This window comes from Acinetobacter vivianii, from assembly GCF_014635885.1.
In the GTDB taxonomy this organism is placed as follows: domain Bacteria; phylum Pseudomonadota; class Gammaproteobacteria; order Pseudomonadales; family Moraxellaceae; genus Acinetobacter; species Acinetobacter vivianii.
Genome location: NZ_BMDR01000003.1, coordinates 249,621 through 273,199 on the forward strand (window position 1 = coordinate 249,621; position 23,579 = coordinate 273,199).

General features: G+C 42.9%; 19 protein-coding genes and 4 tRNA genes. 10 read left to right on the top strand and 13 right to left on the bottom strand.

What is annotated here, in order from left to right:
• Nucleotide 1: 1 nt before the first annotated feature.
• Both rsmH and IEV36_RS07745 read right to left on the bottom strand, forming a co-directional pair.
• A complete protein-coding gene (gene rsmH / locus IEV36_RS07740) occupies nucleotides 2-922 on the bottom strand; it encodes a 16S rRNA (cytosine(1402)-N(4))-methyltransferase RsmH (protein ID WP_005260001.1) in 921 nt (306 codons plus the stop codon).
• Between the two features lie 197 nt (nucleotides 923-1,119).
• Nucleotides 1,120-2,115: a sulfate ABC transporter substrate-binding protein gene (locus IEV36_RS07745; protein WP_005260003.1), complete on the bottom strand. Its 996-nt coding sequence runs from the start codon at nucleotides 2,113-2,115 to the stop codon at nucleotides 1,120-1,122.
• A gap of 405 nt (nucleotides 2,116-2,520) precedes the next feature.
• Between IEV36_RS07745 and IEV36_RS07750 the strand changes: the two genes are divergently transcribed.
• The 7 genes from IEV36_RS07750 (at nucleotide 2,521) to IEV36_RS07780 (ending at nucleotide 6,690) form a co-directional block, all read left to right on the top strand.
• Nucleotides 2,521-2,826 (top strand): hypothetical protein, encoded by a 306-nt coding sequence (locus tag IEV36_RS07750; RefSeq protein ID WP_004776077.1) that lies wholly within the window; start codon nucleotides 2,521-2,523, stop codon nucleotides 2,824-2,826.
• Nucleotides 2,827-2,930: 104 nt separating this feature from the next.
• Nucleotides 2,931-4,439, top strand: a complete 1,509-nt coding sequence (gene gltX / locus IEV36_RS07755) for a glutamate--tRNA ligase (RefSeq protein ID WP_005260005.1) — start codon at nucleotides 2,931-2,933, stop codon at nucleotides 4,437-4,439.
• Between the two features lie 58 nt (nucleotides 4,440-4,497).
• A tRNA-Ala gene (locus IEV36_RS07760) sits at nucleotides 4,498-4,573 on the top strand.
• 63 nt (nucleotides 4,574-4,636) lie between these two features.
• A tRNA-Glu gene (locus IEV36_RS07765) sits at nucleotides 4,637-4,712 on the top strand.
• 111 nt (nucleotides 4,713-4,823) lie between these two features.
• A complete protein-coding gene (locus IEV36_RS07770) occupies nucleotides 4,824-6,230 on the top strand; it encodes an amino acid permease (RefSeq protein WP_005260007.1) in 1,407 nt (468 codons plus the stop codon).
• 212 nt (nucleotides 6,231-6,442) lie between these two features.
• A tRNA-Glu gene (locus IEV36_RS07775) sits at nucleotides 6,443-6,518 on the top strand.
• 96 nt (nucleotides 6,519-6,614) lie between these two features.
• Nucleotides 6,615-6,690: transfer RNA gene (locus IEV36_RS07780), tRNA-Glu, on the top strand.
• 56 nt (nucleotides 6,691-6,746) lie between these two features.
• Here the strand turns inward: IEV36_RS07780 and IEV36_RS07785 are convergent.
• A complete protein-coding gene (locus IEV36_RS07785; RefSeq protein ID WP_005260009.1) occupies nucleotides 6,747-7,682 on the bottom strand; it encodes a hypothetical protein in 936 nt (311 codons plus the stop codon).
• A 173-nt stretch (nucleotides 7,683-7,855) separates the two neighbouring features.
• A complete protein-coding gene (locus IEV36_RS07790; RefSeq protein WP_005260011.1) occupies nucleotides 7,856-9,475 on the bottom strand; it encodes a hypothetical protein in 1,620 nt (539 codons plus the stop codon).
• A 218-nt stretch (nucleotides 9,476-9,693) separates the two neighbouring features.
• On the opposite strand from IEV36_RS07790, the gene IEV36_RS07795 reads away from it, so the two are divergent.
• Nucleotides 9,694-10,032 carry a zinc-ribbon domain-containing protein gene (locus tag IEV36_RS07795; protein ID WP_005260013.1) on the top strand — a complete coding sequence of 113 codons (339 nt, stop codon included), beginning with the start codon at nucleotides 9,694-9,696 and terminating at the stop codon, nucleotides 10,030-10,032.
• A gap of 32 nt (nucleotides 10,033-10,064) precedes the next feature.
• On the opposite strand, the gene IEV36_RS07800 is transcribed toward IEV36_RS07795, so the two are convergent.
• The 7 genes from IEV36_RS07800 to IEV36_RS07830 all read right to left on the bottom strand — a co-directional run bounded on the left by IEV36_RS07800 (nucleotide 10,065) and on the right by IEV36_RS07830 (nucleotide 18,508).
• Complete coding sequence (locus IEV36_RS07800) at nucleotides 10,065-11,003, bottom strand: cation diffusion facilitator family transporter (RefSeq protein WP_005260015.1); 939 nt, start codon at nucleotides 11,001-11,003, stop codon at nucleotides 10,065-10,067.
• Between the two features lie 245 nt (nucleotides 11,004-11,248).
• On the bottom strand, nucleotides 11,249-14,416 hold the full coding sequence (locus IEV36_RS07805; protein WP_005260017.1) for an efflux RND transporter permease subunit: 3,168 nt from the start codon (nucleotides 14,414-14,416) through the stop codon (nucleotides 11,249-11,251).
• On the bottom strand, nucleotides 14,406-15,644 hold the full coding sequence (locus IEV36_RS07810; RefSeq protein ID WP_005260019.1) for an efflux RND transporter periplasmic adaptor subunit: 1,239 nt from the start codon (nucleotides 15,642-15,644) through the stop codon (nucleotides 14,406-14,408). The genes IEV36_RS07805 and IEV36_RS07810 overlap by 11 nt, the downstream gene beginning before the upstream one ends.
• Nucleotides 15,644-17,065, bottom strand: coding sequence for a TolC family protein (locus tag IEV36_RS07815; RefSeq protein ID WP_005260021.1), 1,422 nt, complete (start codon nucleotides 17,063-17,065; stop codon nucleotides 15,644-15,646). Before IEV36_RS07815 ends, IEV36_RS07810 begins: the two co-directional genes overlap by 1 nt.
• A 53-nt stretch (nucleotides 17,066-17,118) precedes the next feature.
• Nucleotides 17,119-17,517, bottom strand: a complete 399-nt coding sequence (locus IEV36_RS07820) for a cation efflux protein, CzcI-like (RefSeq protein WP_212749909.1) — start codon at nucleotides 17,515-17,517, stop codon at nucleotides 17,119-17,121.
• A 181-nt stretch (nucleotides 17,518-17,698) separates the two neighbouring features.
• Nucleotides 17,699-17,875 carry a hypothetical protein gene (locus tag IEV36_RS07825; RefSeq protein WP_005260025.1) on the bottom strand — a complete coding sequence of 59 codons (177 nt, stop codon included), beginning with the start codon at nucleotides 17,873-17,875 and terminating at the stop codon, nucleotides 17,699-17,701.
• A gap of 234 nt (nucleotides 17,876-18,109) precedes the next feature.
• Nucleotides 18,110-18,508 carry a cation efflux protein, CzcI-like gene (locus IEV36_RS07830; RefSeq protein ID WP_032863990.1) on the bottom strand — a complete coding sequence of 133 codons (399 nt, stop codon included), beginning with the start codon at nucleotides 18,506-18,508 and terminating at the stop codon, nucleotides 18,110-18,112.
• A gap of 147 nt (nucleotides 18,509-18,655) precedes the next feature.
• Between IEV36_RS07830 and IEV36_RS07835 the strand changes: the two genes are divergently transcribed.
• Nucleotides 18,656-19,348: a YidX family protein gene (locus IEV36_RS07835; RefSeq protein WP_005260029.1), complete on the top strand. Its 693-nt coding sequence runs from the start codon at nucleotides 18,656-18,658 to the stop codon at nucleotides 19,346-19,348.
• A 145-nt stretch (nucleotides 19,349-19,493) separates the two neighbouring features.
• On the opposite strand, the gene IEV36_RS07840 is transcribed toward IEV36_RS07835, so the two are convergent.
• Both IEV36_RS07840 and ettA read right to left on the bottom strand, forming a co-directional pair.
• A complete protein-coding gene (locus IEV36_RS07840; RefSeq protein ID WP_005260030.1) occupies nucleotides 19,494-20,087 on the bottom strand; it encodes a hypothetical protein in 594 nt (197 codons plus the stop codon).
• A 183-nt stretch (nucleotides 20,088-20,270) separates the two neighbouring features.
• Nucleotides 20,271-21,932 carry an energy-dependent translational throttle protein EttA gene (ettA, locus tag IEV36_RS07845; protein WP_004776096.1) on the bottom strand — a complete coding sequence of 554 codons (1,662 nt, stop codon included), beginning with the start codon at nucleotides 21,930-21,932 and terminating at the stop codon, nucleotides 20,271-20,273.
• Between the two features lie 299 nt (nucleotides 21,933-22,231).
• Here ettA and IEV36_RS07850 point away from each other — a divergent pair, with 299 nt between their 5' ends.
• Nucleotides 22,232-23,509 (top strand): O-acetylhomoserine aminocarboxypropyltransferase/cysteine synthase family protein, encoded by a 1,278-nt coding sequence (locus tag IEV36_RS07850; protein WP_005260031.1) that lies wholly within the window; start codon nucleotides 22,232-22,234, stop codon nucleotides 23,507-23,509.
• The last annotated feature ends 70 nt before the right edge of the window (nucleotides 23,510-23,579 follow it).

A 23,579-nucleotide genomic window follows, 5' to 3' on the forward strand; every position in this document is an offset into this window, starting at 1 on the left:
CTCAGCCTTTTTGCTCTAAACGCTCAGCCACACGTAGCCACGCACTACGCGAACGAGGATTTGCTTTTACTTCTGCTTCACTCGCACGAGTACGAGAAACTTTCTTTAAACGTCGAGTATCAACCTGTGCTTGAGGCATGCCCCAACCAGAATCTTCAGCCAAACTCGATTCTTTTTGAATAAATTGTTTGATTAAACGGTCTTCTAGCGAATGAAAGCTAATCACGGCCAGTTGTGCGGTTGGTTTTAACAAGGCAACCGCTTGCGGCAAGAATGTCTCGATATCGTCGAGTTCTTTGTTAATTGCAATACGAATGGCCTGAAAAGTCCGCGTTGCCGGATGCTTATGCTTTTCCCATTTTGGATGTGCTGTTTTAACCACTTCTGCCAGTTGAGCTGTTGTTGTCATTTCGCCTGCCAGTTTAATGGCTTTGGCAATGCGGCGGCTATAACGTTCTTCACCATATTGGTAAATAATGTTTGCGAGTTTTTCTTCTTCGATATCCAGCAGCCATTCTGCAGCGGTTGGGCCTTGCGAATTGTCCATACGCATATCCAGTGGGCCGTTTTGCATAAAACTGAAACCACGTTCGGCTTGGTCAAGCTGCGGTGATGACACCCCCAAGTCAGCCATAATGCCGTCGACTTCGGTAATACCAATATGAGCGAGTTCAGCCTGAATATCTGCGAAGCTGGCATGAATAATTTTAAAACGCGGATCTTCTTGTTCTAATTGTGCTGCAACTTCAAGAGCTTGAGGATCTTTATCAAAAGCATAAACACGTGCATTTTGATCAAGTTTTGACAATAAAAGCTTGGTATGTCCCCCACGACCAAAGGTCGCATCGACAAAAATACCAGTATCGCGGCCTGCCAATACGCCATCAACGGTTTCATGAAGTAAGACAGAAATATGCGACATAAGAATTGGATCAACAGCTGAAAATGTAACTGCACATTATCACCTTGTTTTACGCCAGCACCAAACGACTTTTTGTAGAGAATTCTTAACTTTTCATAGATAAAACCGTTTTCTTGTCATTTTTCATGCAATAAAAAAGCAAACACCTTCAGTATTTGCTTTTCAATCTTTTATGTTGATCTGAATGAAGATTAAATTTATGGTTTTTCTGCATAAATCTGATCAAAAATCGCACCATTTACAAAATGTGTTTTTTGCGCTTTTGCCCAACCACCAAATACATCATTTATATTGAATAATTTAATCTTTGGAAATTGTTTTACGTATTTTGCCGCAACCTGAGGATTACGAGGACGGAAATAATGTTTTGCCGCCAACTCCTGCCCTAAAGGTGAGTAAAGGAAATTTAAATACCCTCGCGCCAATTGACGGTTGCCATTCTTATCTACCGTTTTATCCACGATAGCTACAGAAGGCTCTGCCAGAATGGAAATTGAAGGATAAACGATTTCAAATTTATCTTTGCCTAAACCTTGTGTTGCCAATAAAGCTTCATTTTCCCAAGACAATAACACGTCGCCAATCCCACGCTCAGCAAATGTCGTGAGAGAACCGCGCGCACCTGAATCCAGAACTTTGACATTTTGATAAAGTTTTTTCACCAATTCCCGTGCTTTGGTATCATTACCGCCCGGCTGTTTCAAGGCATAGCCCCAAGCAGACAAATAGATCCAGCGAGGCGCACCACCTGTTTTCGGATTTGGTGTAATGATCTCTACCCCATCTTTGGTTAAATCATTCCAGTCACGAATATTTTTAGGATTACCTTTACGTACCAGGAAAACTACGGTTGAAGTATAAGGCGCAGAATTATCTTTAAACTGTTTTTGCCAGTCTTTACGGATTAAACCAGCATTGGCAATTTCATCAATGTCATTTGCCAGTGCTAAAGTCACCACATCGGCTTGCAAGCCATCAATGACTGAGCGGGCTTGTTTACCTGAACCGCCATGAGACTGTTTAAAATCAACCTCCTGACCTGTTCTTTGTTTCCAGTATTGACCAAAGGCCTGATTATATTCTTGATAAAATTCACGTGTAGGATCATAAGACACGTTTAAAAAAGTCGTTGCGGCTTGTGCCACCCCATTTAAACCCAAGGCCAACAATGCCGCTGCAATCACTGTTTTCATTTATTGTTTATCCAGTCCACCCCATTTGTAACCACTATATTTATTTAAAAATAATTTACAATCAGTCGGTTATATCAATAAATTTATTACTTTGCAGTTTTTAAGCTAAGTTCAAAACCCACTGACTGGATTAAAAGTAGGCGGATGAGGACTTGTCCTTTAAAATGAGAAAAATTATCATTCTCCACTTTTTCTACACATTTGCTTGCTAAATTGCGCTTGTATACAAAGTAGCCATATTGCTATAAATGTAGATAAGGATGTGTCAAATTTTAATATTTTTGTAAAAAGTGTGACGTAGTTCTACTTTTTTATTAAGATTTATGTTTAAATCGTATTATTAAAGCAATACTATAGTAGTTTGGTTAGTCTTGTAGACTCAAATTCAAGAGGGGAATGTTAGCGATGCCAACATTAAAATTGAAGAAAACAGCATATATAAGCTTATTTTTGCTATGTTCTGTTCAAGCTGGACATGCAGCAGCAATTAAAGAAAGCAATAACATAAAAACGCTTGATAAATCATCTTCAAGCTTGATCGTCAAAGCACTTGATCAGCAAAAACGTAATACAACGATGCTGCCTTCAACTGATGACGAATTAAAAATGTTAAATACGATTCGTACTACACCAACGCAGACTTTTTTCGCCAGTCAACATGAGCGTTTTTCACGTTTCGTTCAAACCATATTCCAGCCACATACCTCATAATTTTTAAATATGTGCCCCTCACATGTTTAAATGAAGCCTAGTCATGTTGTGACTAGGCTTTTTCGTTATAATAGTTTCAATTTTAATTTAATCTCCGATAATTTATGAAAGTCCGTACCCGTATTGCCCCTTCTCCTACAGGTTTTCCACATGTAGGTACCGCTTATATCGCATTATTTAATCTATGTTTTGCCAAGCAGCATGGTGGCGAATTTATTTTACGTATTGAAGATACGGACCAACTTCGCTCAACACCAGAATCTGAAAAAATGATTCTGGATTCTTTGCGCTGGTTGGGTCTGAACTGGTCTGAAGGCCCAGATGTGGGTGGCCCGCATGCACCTTACCGCCAGTCAGAACGTATGGGAATTTATAAGCAATATGCGCTTGAGCTGGTAGAAAAAGGCCATGCATTTTATTGTTTCGCAACAGCAGAAGAATTAGATCAAATGCGTGCAGAACAACAGGCACGTGGCGAAACACCTAAATATGACGGTCGCGGTTTAAAATTATCAGAAGAAGAAGTGCAACGCCGTCTTGCTGCGGGTGAACCTCATGTCATCCGTATGAAAGTACCTGAAGAAGGTATTTGCAAAATCAATGATTTACTCCGTGGTGAAGTCGAAATTCCATGGGCACAAGTCGACATGCAAGTGCTATTAAAAACAGATGGCTTACCAACGTATCACCTTGCGAACGTGGTAGATGACCATTTAATGGAAATCACTCATGTCTTACGTGGTGAAGAATGGTTACCGTCTGCGCCTAAGCATCAGTTGCTTTACCAATATTTTGGTTGGGACATGCCAACACTGTGCCATATGCCATTGTTGCGTAATCCAGATAAATCAAAACTGTCTAAACGTAAAAATCCAACCTCAATCAACTACTATCGTGACATCGGTGTATTGCCAGAAGCCTTGTTGAACTATTTAGGTCGTATGGGCTGGTCAATGCCGGATGAGCGCGAAATCTTTACATTACAGGACATGATTGAGAATTTTGACGTGCAACGTGTTTCTCTTGGTGGTCCAATCTTTGATGTTGAAAAACTTAACTGGCTGAATGGTCAGTGGATTAAAGGCCTGACACCAGGACAACTTTTAGACCGTTTATTGACATGGAAGAGCGACCGTCAAACACTTGAAGATATTGCAGCTGCCATTCAGCCGCGTATCAACCTACTCTCTGAAGCAGTGAACTGGGCAGGTTTCTATTTCAACCATATGCCACAAATCAGCAAAGAACAGTTCGAAAGCAAAAAACTGACGGAAGAACAGGTTCGTCAAAGCCTACAGTTTGCGATCTGGCGTTTAGAAAGCCAATTCACTTGGAATAATGACACGGTCAGCCAGACACTGATGGATCTTGCCAATCAGATGGAAGTTAAACTACGTGACTTCATGCCTGCATTCTTTATCGCCATTGCCGGTTCAACCAGTTCAACGCCTGTGATGCAAGCTATGGTTACACTTGGCCCTGATTTGACCTTTGCCCGTTTACGTCACGCACTTGAAATTGTGGGCGCACCGAGCAAGAAAGAACTGAAAGCTTGGGAAAAGTTAAATGAATCACTAAAATTGCCGAAAAATGATGCAAATAGTGAGACTTAATTCAGTTTAATGATTGACGTGTGGGCGCATTCCCCCTAATATTGCGCTCACACATTCTGGGGTCATAGCTCAGTTGGTAGAGCGCTACAATGGCATTGTAGAGGTCAGCAGTTCGATCCTGCTTGGCTCCACCATCGTTTCGAAATACGAAACGAAAGCAAGAGTTATGCTCAAGTCATCCGTGTGTTGCCTCATCTGTCCCTATCGTCTAGAGGCCTAGGACATCGCCCTTTCACGGCGGTAACCGGGGTTCGAATCCCCGTAGGGACGCCATATTCTATACTCTAATAATTATATTTTTCTCACAATCTTGCCTCAAGCAGATTGCACATTTTCGAATTTTACATAAAATAGCCGCTTCTCTATGCTTGGACAAATTGTCGTATGCAATCTTCCAACTCAAATGCGAATTCAGAACCAAAAACGCTAAAGCGTGCCATGAGCACTCGCCATTTAGTCATGCTTTCTTTAGGTGGCGCGATTGGTACAGGCTTGTTTTTAGGTTCTGGTGAAGTTATCGCTCAAACTGGACCTGTGGGTGCAATTATTGCCTATATCCTAGGCGGTCTGATTGCCTATATGGTCATGCTCTGTTTAGGTGAACTTGCAGTACATATGCCTGTTGCTGGATCTTTTGGTGCATACGCTCAAAAATATATTGGTCCAGGCACAGGTTACATGGTTTCGTGGGTTTACTGGCTCACATGGACAGCAACTTTAGGTACAGAATTTACCGCTGCTGCCCTACTGATGCAGGAATGGTTTCCACATATTTCCATGTGGATCTGGACCATTATTTTTGCCGTCACGATCTTGGGGCTAAATTTAACCTCAACCCGTATGTTTGCCGAGTCCGAGTTCTGGCTCGCCTTGGTCAAAGTGGTCACGGTTATTGCCTTTATTATCCTCGGTTTGTTGGCAATTTTTGGTCTGATTCCATTTCATGGCTATGAATCAGCCCCACTATTCCACAACCTGACTGCACATGGCTGGTTCCCGCAAGGTTTAATTCCAATTTTCACCACCATGCTGATCGTTAACTTTGCCTTCTCAGGCACAGAGTTAATTGGTGTTGCTGCCGGTGAAACCAAGGATCCTGCTGAAAATGTGCCAAAAGCAATCAATGCAGCCATCTGGCGTTTATTGATTTTCTTTGTGGGTACCATCATTGTAATCAGCGCACTTCTTCCTTTCCAGGTTGCTGGCTTAGGTGGTGAAGGTGTGAGTAGCAGTCCGTTCGTTACGGTGTTTAATTATATTGGTATTCCTTATGCTGATGACATTATCCGCTTTGTAATTATCACAGCGCTTCTTTCTGCTGCCAACTCGGGTCTGTATGCTGCATCACGCATGATGTGGTCTTTATCCGATCAGCGCCAGTTGCCAAGTGTTTTCTCTCGATTGTCAAAGAGTGGTACGCCAATCATTGCACTGGTTGTCACCATGTTTGGTGCAATTCCAGGTTTATTATCAGAACACTTTGCGCCTGAGACAATCTTCAAGAATTTACTCGGGGTTGCTGCATTCACTATGGTGATTGTGTGGATGAGTATCTGCTGGAGTCAATTTAACTTTAGACGCCAATGGTACAAGGCAGGACATACCGCAAAAGACTTAAAATTTGCTGCGCCGCTTTACCCGATTGTTCCGATCCTGGGTTTTATCTTCTGTTTCATTACAGGGCTAAGTATGGCAGCCGACCCTGAGATGCAAGCAGGCTTTATTGGTTGTTTGCTGTTTATTGCAGCATGTTATTTGAGCCATTACATTTTCTATCGTAATCGCAAATAATCAGATCTCATAGAAAATGCAGCTCAGGCTGCATTTTCTATGTCTAAGGAAAAACTCTATTTTTCATATTTTTGAGCTTAACTGCTTATTTTTGATTATTTATTCCTCGATATGTTTTATTTTTAAACACTTGTTTGGTTTTTTTAATTTTTCTTGAGAAAAGTGTTTGACACCCCACCCAATTCAACCTAATATACGCCCACCTCTGAAACGTCCCTATCGTCTAGAGGCCTAGGACATCGCCCTTTCACGGCGGTAACCGGGGTTCGAATCCCCGTAGGGACGCCACTAAATTCGAGGAAAGGCAAAGATAAATCATCTTGCTGAGAATTTAGGCTTACAAGAGATATGTTTCATATTCTGTAAGTAAATCTCCTCCGATAAGTCCCTATCGTCTAGAGGCCTAGGACATCGCCCTTTCACGGCGGTAACCGGGGTTCGAATCCCCGTAGGGACGCCAAATTCTAAAAAGCCACTGCATTGACAGTGGCTTTTTTCTTTTCTACTTTTGCTTTCTTAATCTGTGCCAATGCCGACCTGTACTTCCAAACGACCCGATTGCACGCGTAAACCGCGAATCTCAAACTGATCAACCAGTTGCTGTACCAGTTCACGACTTTCTTGCAAAATATTCAAACCCGGCAAAATACTAAAATCAGTCAGACTTAATAGTTTATCGACCATCCACGAACGGTTATTAATGAAATCGATAAAGCCAGCCTCTTCCAGATCGATATACCACAGGCGATGACCTTCTTTCTGAATCCCGGGGACATCACGAATCAGATGATTAATCAGAAAAGGAATCGGTAAAGAATTAATCAGTTCAAAACTGGCATTGCCCACACGACGTGCCGCCCAGTTGGTGAGCGTCCCACCATGACGGATCTGCAAATCAAGATGTTCATCGACCTGACGTAAGCGTAAATATTTTTCTTGTCCGATGCGGCATTCCAAGACATTAAATTCGAGTGAAAGCCGATATAAAAACCGATGGTAATGTCCATCAAGTTCAATATGAAAACGGTCATTGCCGCATTCAATTTTAATATCATCAATCTCTGAGCGATCCATGCGCTTGCGAATCTGGTTATTCAGCAGCATTTCTGGCAAGTATAAGGTAAGACTACTTTTGCCCAATGAGGCTCTTGCCATCGCCAAAGCCACCTGACGTGCAGCCTCACTGGTTTCTGAGACCATATCTCGAACCGTATTGCGCATCCCTTCCACACCACGCTTGGTATGATGCGTCACCTGATCCAGCGCATCTAAAGCAGCATCCGCCACACCTGCGATATTGCGTGAGGTGTCACTGGCAAATTCAACGGCATCTTGTGCGTGTTGCAAGGTCTTATTGATAAGTCGACGTGATAATGATGGTTTCACACCAGATACCTCTGTATCTGCTGGCATAATATCAAACATCGCCTTTTTATCATCTTGTCGATTCAAGATGTTCTCCCTCTTCCCTTTCTTACTGGCTCATTTCTTATGAGCAACGATCTGCTTTCTGAACTTATTCGACGTTTTTCTGTAGATTATCATGCCCTACAAGACAATTTGCGTATTTTTGTTGCACAATTTCATTTATTTCGGCCACTGATTTATCTCCTGACCAAATGGATTTAGTCATCCTCTGGGTTCATTGGCGCTGCGGCTTGAACAGGTTGTAGTATTTGAGTTTGACTTAAACGAATACGCTTATACTGTTCCAATGCCAGCTCAATCTGTTGCACTTTTTGTTGGGCAGATGCCAGCTCAAAATTCGGTAATTCTCGCAATGCCACCCAAGCCACCTGCATGTGCTCAAAAGTATTGCCCTTTTCCAATTTGGGCAGCATCCAGCTCGCAAGATCCTGTACTCGCTGCTGCACCTCAAACTGTAATGCAAATAATCCACTACTTAATGCGGTTTCATCTAATTGCAGACATAAAGCATGGATCTGTTTAAACAGGTGGTTCTGTTGTTGAAGATAAGGCGATAGAATTTCCGTATAAAACCAATCTGCAAAAGCAGTCATCTCAGTCACCACACGTTCGCGTTGGACATATAATGCATCGTGTTCTGGATGCTGTTTATCCAAACGCACTTCACCTAAATACGCCATCAAACCGTGTTGCAGAATCAGCTGAATATGTTCAGAACTTGTTTCATACTTACGTTGCGGTGTGCTCTGCTGAAGCCTCTCTATCAATTGATCATATTGAGCAGGCTCTACCAATAATTCCAGAATTGTGGGTTCCTGTTGCATCCCTTGCCATAGGGACTGGAGTAATGAAGGGTCCGGCCTAACTATAAGATGAGACGATTTTTCCAAAGAATGTTGTAAAGCATTCTGCATCGTCTTCGCCTGAGCCAAACCCGCCAACACGCTGTGTTCGCTTAAAAGCTGTGGTGCGCTGGCGATCACCTCCCGACTAAAAGGTAGATGATATTCCCGCCCACCCCATATGCCATTTAATGTTTTTCCCAAAGCATTTAAGCTGCGCCCAACATCAGCCACCATAGTGGTTGCTGTCGCCCGCGTTTGTAGAATGGATTCAGGTAAGAGTAGGCTGACTGCCTGCTGTAAGATGTTACGATATGCTTTTTGATCAATCGGTTTCTGATATCGCACCAACAGATCAATCGCATATTCGATATCGCTGACCTGAGATTGATATTCGGGCTGATTACGCTTGAGTAAACATTGAATATACGCATAAAAAGCCACTTCATTAAATTGAGATGATTGTGCTGCGGCCCATTCAAAATACTCAATCGCCTGCGTATATTGCCCTGCACCTGCATAAGCCTTCGCAAGCGCATTGGCATGCGGTGCGCACGGATAATGCTGCTGAAAATAGTTTAATAGCTCAATTTTCGGCGGCTGATCCAGACATTGATCCAGCTGACGTAAATAAGTATTGATTTGCTGTTGGGTTGGTTGTGGGACGACAAAATTCAGCTGATACATCAAGCATTGCTCATACCAGCCATATTTGCGTGCGTGAGCGCTATAAGCCGCAATAAACTCGTCTTCAATGAGCTGAATCAACTGTGAGGCATAGAGGATGTCTTCATCATTTTCATGATGAAATTTCCATTGTTTGGGCAAAGATATTTTAAAAAGCCGCAATAAAAAATTGGCGCTCAGATCTGGGCTTTCCGATGTCACCAGCATCAACTTATCTTGTGTAGAAAGATGCTGTGCTCCCTTCTGGATTCGGGACAAGCGTAACTTTAAAATTTTGGTGGGTAACATGCGTATCCTTTCGCATTATTCAGCCAACTCATCCAGCAAATTAACATGACTGTCGAAGCTTTTGCGACTAGCTTTAGACGAGCTGTAGTCCAATATTCCCAATCCTCATCACGAAGGCTCAGCACCACAAATAAGTAAAGTTATGTATTTGAATCGCTCAGCATTTTTGCTTTTACATAAATTTCGCTAAAATGGACAAAACAGAATAGGAACCCTCTATGCAATACCGTTGCCCTAAATGCCAAAGCGTGAAAATTATGCCTGCGAGTCAGGGTGCCAACAGCCCGCGCCCGAATGTGCCAAAAAGTCTGGTGCTTTTAGTGCCTGCGATTTTTATCTTATTGTTTTTGGTGCTGATCAGCATTGGGATGTGGATTTTCGGTAATGGTGCTGGACAAACCCTCCAAATCGCAACGGTTGTGGTTTTTGCAGTTTGTGTGATTGCAGGGGTTTTATTCTGGCGTGATCTGCCAGATTTCAAAATTTCGATGCAAGCCTTTATGCAAGCGCAAAAGCATTGGAAATGCCGTGACTGCAACCATGAATGGCAGAATTAATAGCGCGTCACAGCATTAATATTCACATCAGCCTAATGCTGATGTGAATGACCATGTTCCTCAGCATGTTGATGCGTATGTTCGCAATTCATTTCTGCATCATCTTCGATTTGGAGTGTCACCTCGGCAATACCATGTTCATGCGATAGCATCTCGGTTGCAGTACGATATAGCTGATTACGATCTGCATTCGGTGCAAACAAATGTACGGTCAGATGAATATTCTTTGAGGTAATCGCCCAGACTTTTAACTGGTGAATACTTTCCACCCCTTCCAGTGCCAGCAAATCATTACGTAGTTTCTCGACATCGACTTCCTCTGGTACACCTTCTAACAGGATATTGATACTCTGTTTGAGTAAGATCCACGTTCTTGGCAAGACCCAGAAACCAATCGCAACAGCAATAATGGTATCGACCCAATACCAGTTGGTGAAATAAATAATCACTGCACCAATAATGACGCCGACCGAACCCAAAGCATCACTCAACACTTCTAAATAGGCACCTTTCATATTCAGGCTTTCAGAAGCACTCGACATTAAAATCTTCATCGAAATCAGGTTAATCACCAGACCGATTGAAGCCACAATCAACATACCCAGACTCTGGATTTCAGGGGGTTGGGTAAAGCGCTGATAGGCTTCATAAAGAATATACATCGCCACAAAAAACAGCATGGAAGCATTAAACAGTGCCGCCAGAATTTCAAAGCGTTGATAACCAAAGGTCCGCTTATTGTCTGCTGGGCGTTTGGCGATCTGGATCGCTGCCAATGCAATGGCCAGTGCTGCTGCATCGGTAAACATATGCGCTGCGTCAGATAGCAGGGCCAAACTTTGTGTGATTAAACCTGCAACAAATTCGACAATCAAAAATGTTGTGGTCAGCACCAATGCAATCGTGAGTTTTTTGGCATTGCCTTCGGTGACGACTGCATGACTATGGTCATGCCCTTGATGTCCACTCATGTTGGACTCCTTATAATTTTTTAAGTTCAAGTTTCTTTCTACACTATCTCAAATCATCGATAAATATGAAGAATGAAGTGCAACGAATTGTCCTAAAATCTTTCTCTATCCAATCTCTAACCTACATTTACGATCGTGGTGGCGGCATGAATGCCGCCTGTTGATCTGCGGCATCACTGAAGTACCGTCAGACCAACAAAGGATTTCTGTTACTTTTGATTCTTCAAAAGTTAATCCAAGACCTCTCACTTATAAATGTCTGATGAGTGCTCAGAAGACTTCTCATTCATCCAGCGATACACCACTGGCAAGATCAGCAAGGTCAATAAGGTGGATGAAATAATCCCGCCAATCACCACCGTCGCCAATGGACGCTGTACTTCCGCACCCGTACCCGTAGCAATCGCCATGGGAATAAAGCCCAGCGACGCCACACAGGCCGTCATTAATACAGGACGCAAGCGTAATACGGCGCCATGCCATGTAGCATAATGAATATCAAATTGTTCTCTCAACTCCTTGATAAAACTCAGCATCACCAAACCGTTCAGTACCGCGACACCTGATAAGGCAATAAAGCCTACGCCTGCGGACATCGACAATGGAATATCGCGTAGCCACAGCGCAACCAAGCCGCCAGACAAGGCAAATGGCACACCACTAAACACCAATAAGCTCTCTTTAAAATTATTAAAGACCGCCATTAGCAAGATGAAGATCATCAGCAATGCGAGTGGCACAACGATTTGCATTCTGGCTTTGGCAGAAGCCAGATTTTCAAACTGACCACCATAGCCGAGCCAATAACCGCTTGGTAATTTTTGCTGTGCCAGTTTCTGCTGCATCTCACCGACGAATGAACCCAAATCACGGTCTCGAACGTTGGTGGTTACCACAACACGGCGTTTACCATTTTCACGGCTCAACTGTGCCAGACCCAAGATATTTTCAACTTTCGCTACATCTTGCAGCTTGATCAGACCACCATTCGGGAGCTGAATCGGCAACATGGCTAACTGCTGCGGCGTACGCATTACATCATCTAAACGCACCACAAAATCGAAACGACGGTCACCCTGTAAAATCTGCCCAACACTTTGTCCACCAATACTCGCGGCGACTAGATCCTGAATGGATTTAACCGATAGACCATATTGCGCAGCAAGTGCATGATCAATATCGACATTGAGTAGCGGTAAGCCATCAGTCTGTTCGACTTTGACTTCACTCGCTCCTGTAATCGTTCTGAGCGTTTGAGCCACTTTTTCTGCTTCTTGGTTTAATACCTGCATATCATCGCCAAAAACTTTCACCCCGATATCACTACGCACACCTGAGATCAGCTCATTGAAACGAAGTTCAATCGGTTGAGAAAATTCACTATTGTTGCCTGGGATTTTTTCCACATAAGCCAACATTCGGGTGCGCAGTTCATCAATGCTTTCCGACTTGTCAGGCCATTGATCACGGGGCTTTAACAGCACCACTGCATCAGAAATATTCGGCGGCATGACATCTGTTGCCACTTCCGCAGTACCTGTACGTGCAAAGATCGCTTTAATTTCAGGGAACTCTGCAAGGAGTTGCTTCTCAACACTTTCCTGAATCTTGAGCGATTCCTCAATGCCTGTACTCGGCGCACGCATTAACTGTAAGGCAAAGTCACCTTCACTGAGTTGTGGTGCAAATTCACTTCCTACACGAGAACCTATCGCAGCCGTGAGGATCAAAATGCTTACTGCACCAGCGACCACGACATAACGGAAAGCATAGGCTTTATCCAGCAAGGCCTCATAATGACGTTTCAGTGCAGACATCCACCGACTTTCTTTCTCTTTCACTTCGCCAGTGACAAATAAAGCCACTGCCGCAGGAACAAAAGTTACCGATAAAATAATGGCTCCAATCAATGCCAATACCACCGTCATCGCCATTGGATGGAACATTTTCGCCTCTACACCAGCGAGGGCGAAGATGGGCAAATACACCACCATAATGATGATTTGTCCAAAGATCAGCGGACGTCTCGCCTGCTTCGCTGCCAAGAACACCTCGGTAAAACGCTCAGAACGTGTGAGCAATCGGCCTTTGTGGTGCTGTGCTTCAGCCAAGCGTCGAATACAGTTTTCGACAATCACCACCGCACCATCGACAATAATTCCGAAATCCAGTGCCCCCAAACTCATCAGGTTGGCACTAATTTTCTGCTCTGCCATACCTGTTAGGGTAAACAGCATCGACAACGGAATAATACAGGCGGTAATCAATGCAGCTCGGAAATTGCCAAGGAACACAAACAGAATCACAATGACCAGAATTGCGCCTTCAATCAGGTTTTTAGCAACCGTCTTAATGGCTTTATCAACCAGATGGCTACGGTTATATACCGTTTCGATCACTACCCCCTCAGGCAATGACCGTTTGATTTCCTGCATCTTGAGATCTAATGCCTGAGCGATGGATTTACTGTTCTCGCCCATCATCATCATCGCGATCCCGAGTACCGTTTCTTCACCGTTATAGGTCGCGCCACCTGTTCGAAGATCATGCCCAATCGAAACCGTTGCAACATCGGCCACACGAATCGGCAAACCATTTTTGGTACTGACCGTGACATTTTCAATATCCTGAACGGTCTTCAACATCCCAGGAATACGAACAGTAAGCTGCTGCCCATTTTCTTCAATAAAGCCTGCACCACGGTTTTCGTTATTTTCAGACAACACCGTTTGCAAATCAGTTAAGGGAATTTGCAGTTGTTGCAAACGTTTCAGATCAGGAGAAACTACATAGGTTTTGTTATAACCGCCAATACTATTGATTTCCGCCACACCCGCAACGCGTTGTAATTGAGGACGAATAATCCAGTCCTGAATTTCACGTAAATCCATCGCTTGATACGGCGTACCATCAGCCTTTTTGGCATTTGGTTCGGCCTTGACCACCCATTGATAAATCTCGCCTAAACCTGTGGAGATCGGTGACATTTGCGGATCAATATCGTCAGGCAAGGCACTTTTGGCCTCTTGCAAGCGTTGATTGATCAACTGACGTGCCCAGTAAATATCCGTGCCGTCTTTAAAAATCACCGTAACTTGGGATAAACCATAACGGGAAATCGAACGGGTTTGCTCCAGATTTGGAATCCCAGACATGGCATTTTCAATCGGATAGGTAATCCGTTGCTCAACTTCGGGCGCAGTAAATCCACCAGCCTGACTATTGATTTGTACCTGCACATTGGTAATATCAGGAACGGCATCAATGGAAAGTTTCTGATAGCTATAAATCCCGACGCCAATCCATGCCACCACAAACAGCATCATCCAAATCGCATTGCGAATGGAAAATTGAATAATACGGTCGAATAGGCCTTCCGCAGGTGGAAGTCCTAAATTATCTTTAGTGTCCATGCTCGGCCTCTCCCTTCTCCATCTCAGATTTCAAAAGGAAACTGCCTTGACTGACATATTGCTGTTTTTCAGTCAGGCCTGATTGAATTTCGACCCATTGCCCATCACTTGAGTAATTGCCCAGTTGTACAGGGGTTGGGCTGAAATGCAATTTATCTTTTTCCTGCTTGGCTACAAAAACAGTTGTTTTGCCTTCGATCTGCTGAATCGCGGCTTTAGCAACACGCAGGACTGGTTTCTTCTCTGTGCCATCCAAAAGAACATTAACCATTAAGTTCGGTCGTAGTTCTTTGGCAGGAGTGAGGACTTTGGCACGCACCTGTAAACGTCCCGTTTGGGTATCTGCCGCTGTGGTTAAGGTTTGAATTTGTGCTTTAAACGTATTGCTGGTTTGTAGTGACTTAAATTCGATCTGCTGGTCTGGCTGTATGTTGATGTTATTGACGCTTGGTAAAATAAATTCAATCCAGAGCTGATCAAGCTGGTCAATCACGAACAATTGCTTATCTGGCGTAATCTGCTCACCCACCACAATATCTTTTAGACTAACGATCCCGCTTAAAGGTGCAGTCAATACATAACGCCCCTGACTGCCACTCGATGCCCCCAAAGCAGATAAACGACTACGTGCCGCTTGTACCTGAATCTGAGCCTGACGATAAGCATTATAAGCGCGCTGATAATCCTGACGCGCAGACACCCCTTGTTCCCAAAGTTGCTTTTCACGCTGATAATCTTGCTGGGCAAGCGTTAAGGCTTCCTGAGCAATACTTAAATTGGCTTGTTGATCCACCAGTTCCGGAATAAACAAGGTCGCGAGAACCTGTCCTTTCTTTACTTGTTCGCCGAGTGCAGCATTGACACTTTCTACTCGTCCGGCAAAAGTTGCAGAAACATGGGCTTGTTGATCGGTATTCGGCACCAGTTTCGCAGGATATGCATATTGCTGCCCTACTTCTCCGACATCCACCTGAGCCAGTTTTACGCCATATTCAGTCATCTGTTTTGGCGTCAGATTTAAGCTACCTTCCTCACTTTCATCACCATGTCCTGCTTCCCCCTCAGTATGCCCCTCTTCGGCTTCGGCATGCTCATGCTCCTTTGAAGCTGCTGCATCCTCTCCTGTTTTATTTTTTCCAGAGAAAAATAGCAGTGCACTGAGTACCAAACCGCCCACCATGACAAGGATGACCCAAAACCACTGTTTCTTAGATTGATTCGTCGACATTATTCTGCTCCTACAACAGCGGGAAGGTTACTGGTCTCTTTCCAAAGGTTTTGATTGATCTGATTTAAGGCATCGCTTGAACTCACCACACCAGGTTCTATACCCAGTGCCAGACTCTCTGCCTCGATCTGTTTCTGCCATGCACTTTTAAGTAACTGCACTTTATTCAGGCGTTGCTCTTGCAGTTGCATGGTGGCTTGCTGCACATCGGTAATGGCATATTTACCCACTTTGAAACCGAGCAGCATTTTTTCCTGCACCGTTTCAGACAATGGAATTTGTCGCTGATTCACCAGATCAAACTGTTGTTTCAAGCCAGCTAACTCTGCACTTAAGGTCTGAATGGCATTTAGGTTTTGTTGCTTATAAAACTGTTGCTGCTTGACCAGCAAATCCTGTTTGGCGTTGGCAATGCGCAATGAATATTGCTGGCGATTGAAAATATTCAATGGGATATCAATGCCGACTCTAAACTTGTTATCCGTTGAATTGGTTTCCGCACTTTTGCTTTGCACCATGCCTAAATTGACCGTCGGATTTGGTCGGTTAGAAACTTTTAAATAATCAATATTGGCTTTTTGTCGCACAATATCGAGCTGAATCGCTCGCTCAAATAAATTGTTCTGCACATAAGCTTGCAAATCTTTTTGTTGCGGCCAGACATTGCTTGCCTGAGCAGAGAAACGATTGTCCGTACTGCCCCATAGATTTGCCAGTTGACGCTTTGCTGTCGCCAGCGCCAGTTCGGTTTGCTGAAATAACCGTTGATTTTCAATATGTGCCATCAAGGTACGGTCTAAATCGACCTGTGCAATACTCCCCGCCTGAAGTCTTAAACGTGTCGCATCCAAAGTCGCCTGACTGGTTTTTAGCTGTGCCCGAACAACGTCATGCTCTAGCTCAAGAACCACGACTTGTGACCACAGATATTTCACCGCTAATTCGAGTTGAGCATCGTATAGCTCTTGATTCAGACCAACTTGAGAGGCTTGCACATCAGCGAGTTTTACCGCTGCGCGACGTTCGCCAAAAACATCGAGCTTTTGTGAAAGACCAAATTCCAGTTCCTTATCTTTCCCTGAGCGAAAATCGGTTTGCTGAATCGAAATACTGGGATTTGTCCATAAACGTGCTTGTTTAACATTGGCCTCGGCGATGCTTTGCTGGGTTTGCCAGACACCAATACCTGCCTGATGCTGTTTCACATCTTGCAAGACTTGTTCAAAGTTCACATTCCGCTGTGTCGCTGGGGTCGAAGCATGATTGACATCAAGCAAAGACGCTGCGGTTGCAGACTGGCTAAAAAGCACAGCTGTTAGTGCAAATGCTAACGCTGACCATTTAAATGAGGATGAATGCGCATGATTGTCTGATGCATTTTTTTGAAATGCATAGATACGCTGATTTAAATTTAAAGACATATAAAGCCCCGCAAATATTAAGGTTGCGGTGGGCTATTTTTCGGCTACCCCACCTATAGCGGGGTCAATACAGGGGGGGGATTTAATCCAGAGAGATGTGGAGACTGATACGAGTTAGACCAGTAATATTTTTGTTCTGCCTGATGCATCCGTAAAATCGGTTCATCCAGTTGTTGCTGGGCTTCCGTCACCACCACATGAAAACAGGAAGGCAAATGATCATGATGATCCTGCAAACTTAAAGGCATCGGCAAATCAGAAGCATCTTGATCGACAATAACGGCATGCTGATCAGAAACTTGAGACTTTTCTGGGACATGATGCCCAAAATGATTGAATGAACTGTACTCGCCCGATTTTTCATGCGCACAAAAAGCTGCCGCCACATTCCAGAAACCCTGAAACATGAACAAACTCAGCAAGACGGTGATGAAAATAGTAGAACGACGCAAAGTTTACTCTTTAGACAAAAATTGCTCGGATGAACTATAGCAAGTAAAGCAGATGTAATAAAATTACATGTTCTGATTTAGCTACAAAATCCCAGCTTAAGGCGAAATCATAATGCGATCACAGCTTAAAAGCAGGAAACGACCAAACTTATTCAGCCGCTTCCATTCCCATTTAAATAAATTACTTACACGTCTGTTTACACTGCTTATGCTCAATATGATTTTCTAGCTTGGCTTTGGCTTGTTGCTGAGCCTGTAGATTCTTTTCCAGAAAAATCAAACCACCATCTGCATTGGCCCAGCTTGCTGAAACTAATAAAACCAAAGCACATACTGCTGTATTTAATTTAAAAGACATAACATTCACCTTATTTAAATCTGTGGATTCATGCTCCATTTCCATCATTTAGAAATAGAGTGAGGGTGAATTCATCTTCAATAAACGCTTGATTCAGAAACAACTTAGAAATGCTAAAAATCTCAAGAATGCACTGGTGATCAATACACGTTCGAATCTTTTAAGCGTTTCATTAAGGACAAACAACCCATTGAAATAGATATATTTCTAGTGAGTTATTTTGGGCTACCTCACCTATAGCGAGGTAAATATCGGAGGCGGATTTAATCTGGATAAGTGCGGCGACTGGTAAGCGTTAGACCAGTCATAATTGTGTTCGATCTCATGCGACCGCAAAACAGGGACATTCCAAGATTGCTGGGTTTGCATCACCACCATATAAGAACAAGATGGTAAATGATCATGATGATCTTGCAAATTTAAAGATGAGGCAACATTTGCATTATCCTGCACAGCAGAAGATGAATGCGTTGCAGAACCATGATTCTTTTCAGGAGCATGATGCCCAAAATGGTTGAGTTCACTATACTGGCCCGAATTTTCATGCGCGCAAAATGCTGCCGCCACATTCCAGAAACCTTGGAACATGAACAAGCTTAGCAAGAGGGTCATAAAAACGATCGAACGTTGCAACAGCGCACCATTACAGTAAATTGCACAAAGGCACTATAGCAAGCGATGCCAATGTAATAAAATTACAAAACAATGTTCGGTCAATTTAAGACTGATTTAAAAAAGTTTTTTCTTAAGAAAAATGAATTTCTGATTTGAGTTTCCATAATGCATAAATTATTTTCTGCCCTGATTGCTGTCGCCTGTTTAAACTTGAGTGCTTGTGCCACAACATTGCTTTCACAGGCACTTCCCAATGAAACCACACGAACCGAGACTATCACTTTAGCAAAAGATCAAATCCTTGCTTTAGGTCAGGCTGTTCAGAATCAGCAAGAACAAGGTATTGTTTTTATTGGTCAGGATTTCAATTATTTAATGACCGATGGTAGCGCTGAGCTGTCCAAATTACTACATGCGATTCCTGCAGATCAACGGAGTCTGACCAGTCCTTCCCCACTGGTACTGACAATGGGTGATCCGAGTCATTTTCATGGCGTATTACAAATTCGTTATAACACGCGTATGGTAGATTTAAATGACGCGCAAAAAGATTTATTAAAGTCTCTAGGCTTTAGACAAAATTTTAATATTATTCACAATCAACAGACAGCGCCTTATCCATATATCAATATTTTCTTCAAAGGCCAACTCTATCAAACGCAAGAAGCTAAAAAGGTTGAGAAGACACTGGCGCAACCTTATCCAATTATTCTGCAACAGGAAAATAAAATTACCAAAAAGCATCCTGTCAAAAAGGCGACCCGCATGGTGCTGTATCCATTTGCCATGACTTTCGATGTGATTACCGTTGTTCCATCATTGATGTGGTCTGACTTACGTGGTGAATTTAATAATTAAACGTCGAGTATTGGCTTTTTTATATACCCTGCCGATCTACCCAACTTTTAACGAATATAAAAAAACCAGCCTGAAGGCTGGTTTTTATCTAAATATTAGGTGGCAGAATATAATTCCAAATGGCTTATTTATTCAGCCTAAATATTTACTGCTGTTTTTGTAGATCATAAGAAAAACGTATTACAACATCATCAACAACTTTATTGAATGCTTCATTGATCGACATTGGTTGTACGTTTTCAACAGGAGCTTTTTTATTTCCAACTGTTGTTAAAATCATATGAGGGTAACGTTGAGATGTTTCTTTGCCTTGCGCATCAATATAGTTAAATTTAAACTCATATTTATCAGCAATTGCATTACCAACAGCACCAAAAGTCAAACCTGTTAAAACGCCTTTGCCTGCTGCCTCACCCAAATCAGCCACATTATTCGCGGTTAAATGTAATTTTGCCTGCTTATCGCCATTAGATTGAGCTATTGGAGAAAATACACCCGTTGCTCTTAAACTGCGCTCGACTGCCGATTGTAATTCTTTACCTGCTTTTGGAATAACCACTCCATTTCTCTGAAATTCAGTCGTTAAAACTACAGGAATAGGTTGAGCGGGTCTTTTAATATCCGAATAGGTAACAGACTTATAAGCTGGATCAACATAAGATTTTACTGAAAGACATCCAGTAAGTTGCGTCGCAACAGCTACCCCTAAGGCAATAGAATAAAGTTTAATTTTTTTCATAATTTTCCAGAAAGGTATATTTACCTTTTAATAAATTGAGCCTTAATATTAATCTTAATAAATTAAAAATATAAGTATAAATTCAATGACTTTAGGGAATTTTAGGTCCTTATTACTTAATATTTTTGATGACCTATAAAATAAAAAAACCAGCCCTCAGGCTGGTTTTTTATTCACGGAAGATTAACCCGTAATTTTTTTGTATTTTGTACGTTTTTGAGATGCATCATCACCTAAACGTGACTGACGGTAAGCTTCGTATTCTGCATAGTTACCTGTGTAGAATTCTGGCTGTTCGTTCTCAAACGACAAGATGTGTGTTGCAATACGGTCAAGGAACCAACGGTCATGCGATACCACCATGACTGTACCTGGGAATACAAGAATTGCATCCTCAAGTGCACGTAAAGTTTCGATATCCAAATCGTTCGATGGCTCATCCAGTAAGATCACGTTTGCGCCCATCTGCAAGATCTTCGCAAGTTGTAAACGGTTACGCTCACCACCTGACAATTCACCTACACGTTTTTGCTGATCTTGACCTTTAAAGTTAAAGCGACCGATATAAGCACGTGATGCGATTTCATAATCACCAATTTTCAGGATATCTAAACCGCCAGAAACTTCTTCCCAAACCGTTTTGTTGTTATCCAAGGTGTCACGAATCTGACCTACGTAAGCCACTTTAACTGACTCACCTAAAGTCACAGTACCCGTATCCGGTTGCTGTTCGCCAGTCATCATACGGAATAAAGTGGTTTTACCCGCACCGTTTGGACCAACGATACCCACGATCGCTGTAGGAGGTACAGTGAAAGTTAGGTTTTCATAGAGTAAGCGACCATCGAATGATTTACTGATCCCTTCGACTTCCACAACTTTGTTACCCAAACGTGGGCCAGGTGGAATGTAGATTTCAGATGTTTCATTACGTTGTTGGAATTCTTTAGAGTTAAGCTCTTCAAAACGTTCCATACGCGCTTTGTTTTTCTTTTGCTGGCCTTTGGCATTTGAACGAACCCATTCAAGTTCTTTTTTCAATGCTTTAGCAAAAGATTCTTCTTGTTTCTGTTCCTGCTCTAGTCGGGCATTCTTTTGTTCCAACCAAGAAGAATAGTTACCTTGGTAAGGAATACCATGTCCACGGTCAAGTTCAAGAATCCACTCAGCCACGTTATCCAAGAAATAACGGTCATGCGTAATCGCAACGATTGTGCCAGGGAAATCTTTCAAGAAACGTTCTAACCAAGATACTGATTCAGCATCCAAATGGTTCGTCGGTTCGTCTAGAAGCAACATGTCTGGCTTAGAAAGCAATAAACGGCACAATGCAACACGACGACGCTCACCACCTGAAAGCAATGATACATCGGCATCCCACGCTGGAAGGTTCAATGCATCAGCAGCAATTTCAAGCTGGTTATTGAGGTTGTGCGCATCCCATGCATGGATGATTGATTCTAATTTTTCTTGCTCTTTCGCAAGCGCATCAAAATCAGCATCTGGTTCAGCATATTCAGCAAAAACCTGATCAAGACGTTCTAAAGCGTCAAGTGCTTCACGTACACCATCTTCAACGTTACCACGAACGTCTTTAGTTGGATCAAGTGGTGGCTCTTGTTCTAAATAACCGATTTTGATTCCTGGTTGTGCACGAGCTTCACCTGAGAAATCTTTATCTACGCCAGCCATAATACGGAGAAGGGTTGACTTACCTGCACCGTTCAAACCAAGCACACCAATCTTTGCGCCTGGGAAAAATGATAAAGAGATGTCTTTTAAGATTTCGCGCTTCGGCGGAACCATTTTAGACACTCGGTTCATCGTATAAATATATTGGGCCACGCAGGACTCCTCAATTGAAAAACCAGTACATCGCAAATAAGCGAAAAAATATCTGGCATATTATACGCTGAAACCCCATTGACTTGAAGTTAAGTTGGCATTTGTTTGGCTTCAACAAAGGATTTTCTTTTTCAAGACATTACAGGCTTGAATGATTTACAGTGGATAAAAAATTCATCTGCTTCAGATCAACCGTGCTATATCACTAAAAACACTATAGAGCGCAAAATTTATGCACCATTCTGGATAAAATATAGGCTAGACTCGATGATTATTTAACTCACGCAGATGATGTAATCATGACCTATAAAGATGAAACTTTAGCCATTCATGCGGGATATTCACCAGAAGCCACCACCAAAGCTGTGGCTGTGCCGATTTATCAAACGACCTCTTATGCCTTTGATAATACACAACATGGTGCAGATCTATTTGACTTAAAAGTTCAGGGCAATATCTATACCCGCATTATGAACCCAACCACTGCCGTGCTCGAACAACGCATTGCAGCACTGGAAGGTGGCATTGGCGCTTTGGCTTTAGCCTCAGGCATGGCTGCTATTACCTACGCGATCCAAACCATTGCCGAAGCAGGTGACAATATTGCATCGGTCTCAACCTTATATGGTGGAACCTACAATCTATTTGCACATACCTTACCAAAACAAGGCATTGAGGTGCGTTTCTTCGATTATCAAAATCCAGAGGCCTTACGCCAGATTATTGACGACAAAACCAAACTGGTCTTTGTTGAGTCGATTGGTAATCCACTCGGCAATATTATCGACCTTGAAGCCCTTGCCAAGATTGCACATGAATACGGCGTGCCTGTGATTGTCGATAATACGGTGGCCACCCCTGCGTTATTAAAGCCCTTCGAGTTCGGTGCTGATATCGTGATTCATTCCCTAACCAAATATATCGGCGGACATGGCAACAGCATCGGAGGCGTGATTGTCGATAGTGGCAAATTCCCTTGGGGCAAATATCCTGAGCGCTTTAAGGCTTTGAATACGCCTGATCCAAGCTATCACGGCGTCAATTATGTCGAAGCCTTAGGTGAAGCCGCCTTTATCGCTCGTGCCCGTGTGGTGCCGTTACGCAATACAGGGGCTGCAATCAGTCCGCTCAGTGTGTTCCTGATCCTGCAAGGACTGGAAACGCTGAATCTGCGTATGGAACGTCATACTGAAAATGCCATAAAAGTTGCTGAATATCTAAAACAACATCCAAAAGTAAAATGGGTGAATTATGCGGGTCTAAAAGATCATCCACAGCATCATTTGGCGCAAAAGTATGTGAAAGGTAAACCTTCTGCCATCCTCTCTTTTGGGGTACAAGATGGCTTACAAGGCGGTACTCGCTTTATTGATGCATTGCAGTTATTTACCCGTTTGGTCAATATCGGTGATGCCAAAAGTCTGGCTTGTCACCCTGCAACCACAACCCACCGCCAGCTCAATGCAGAGGAGCTAAAATCAGCAGGTGTCAGTGAAGATTTAGTCCGTTTATCAATCGGAATCGAGCATGTTGATGACCTGATTGCAGATCTTGAACAGGCCCTTGCCCAAGTTTAATTTTAATGAAATCAACAAGCCCCAGAACAGGGGCTTATTTTTTGTGCAAAACTTTAAAAATATGATTGCT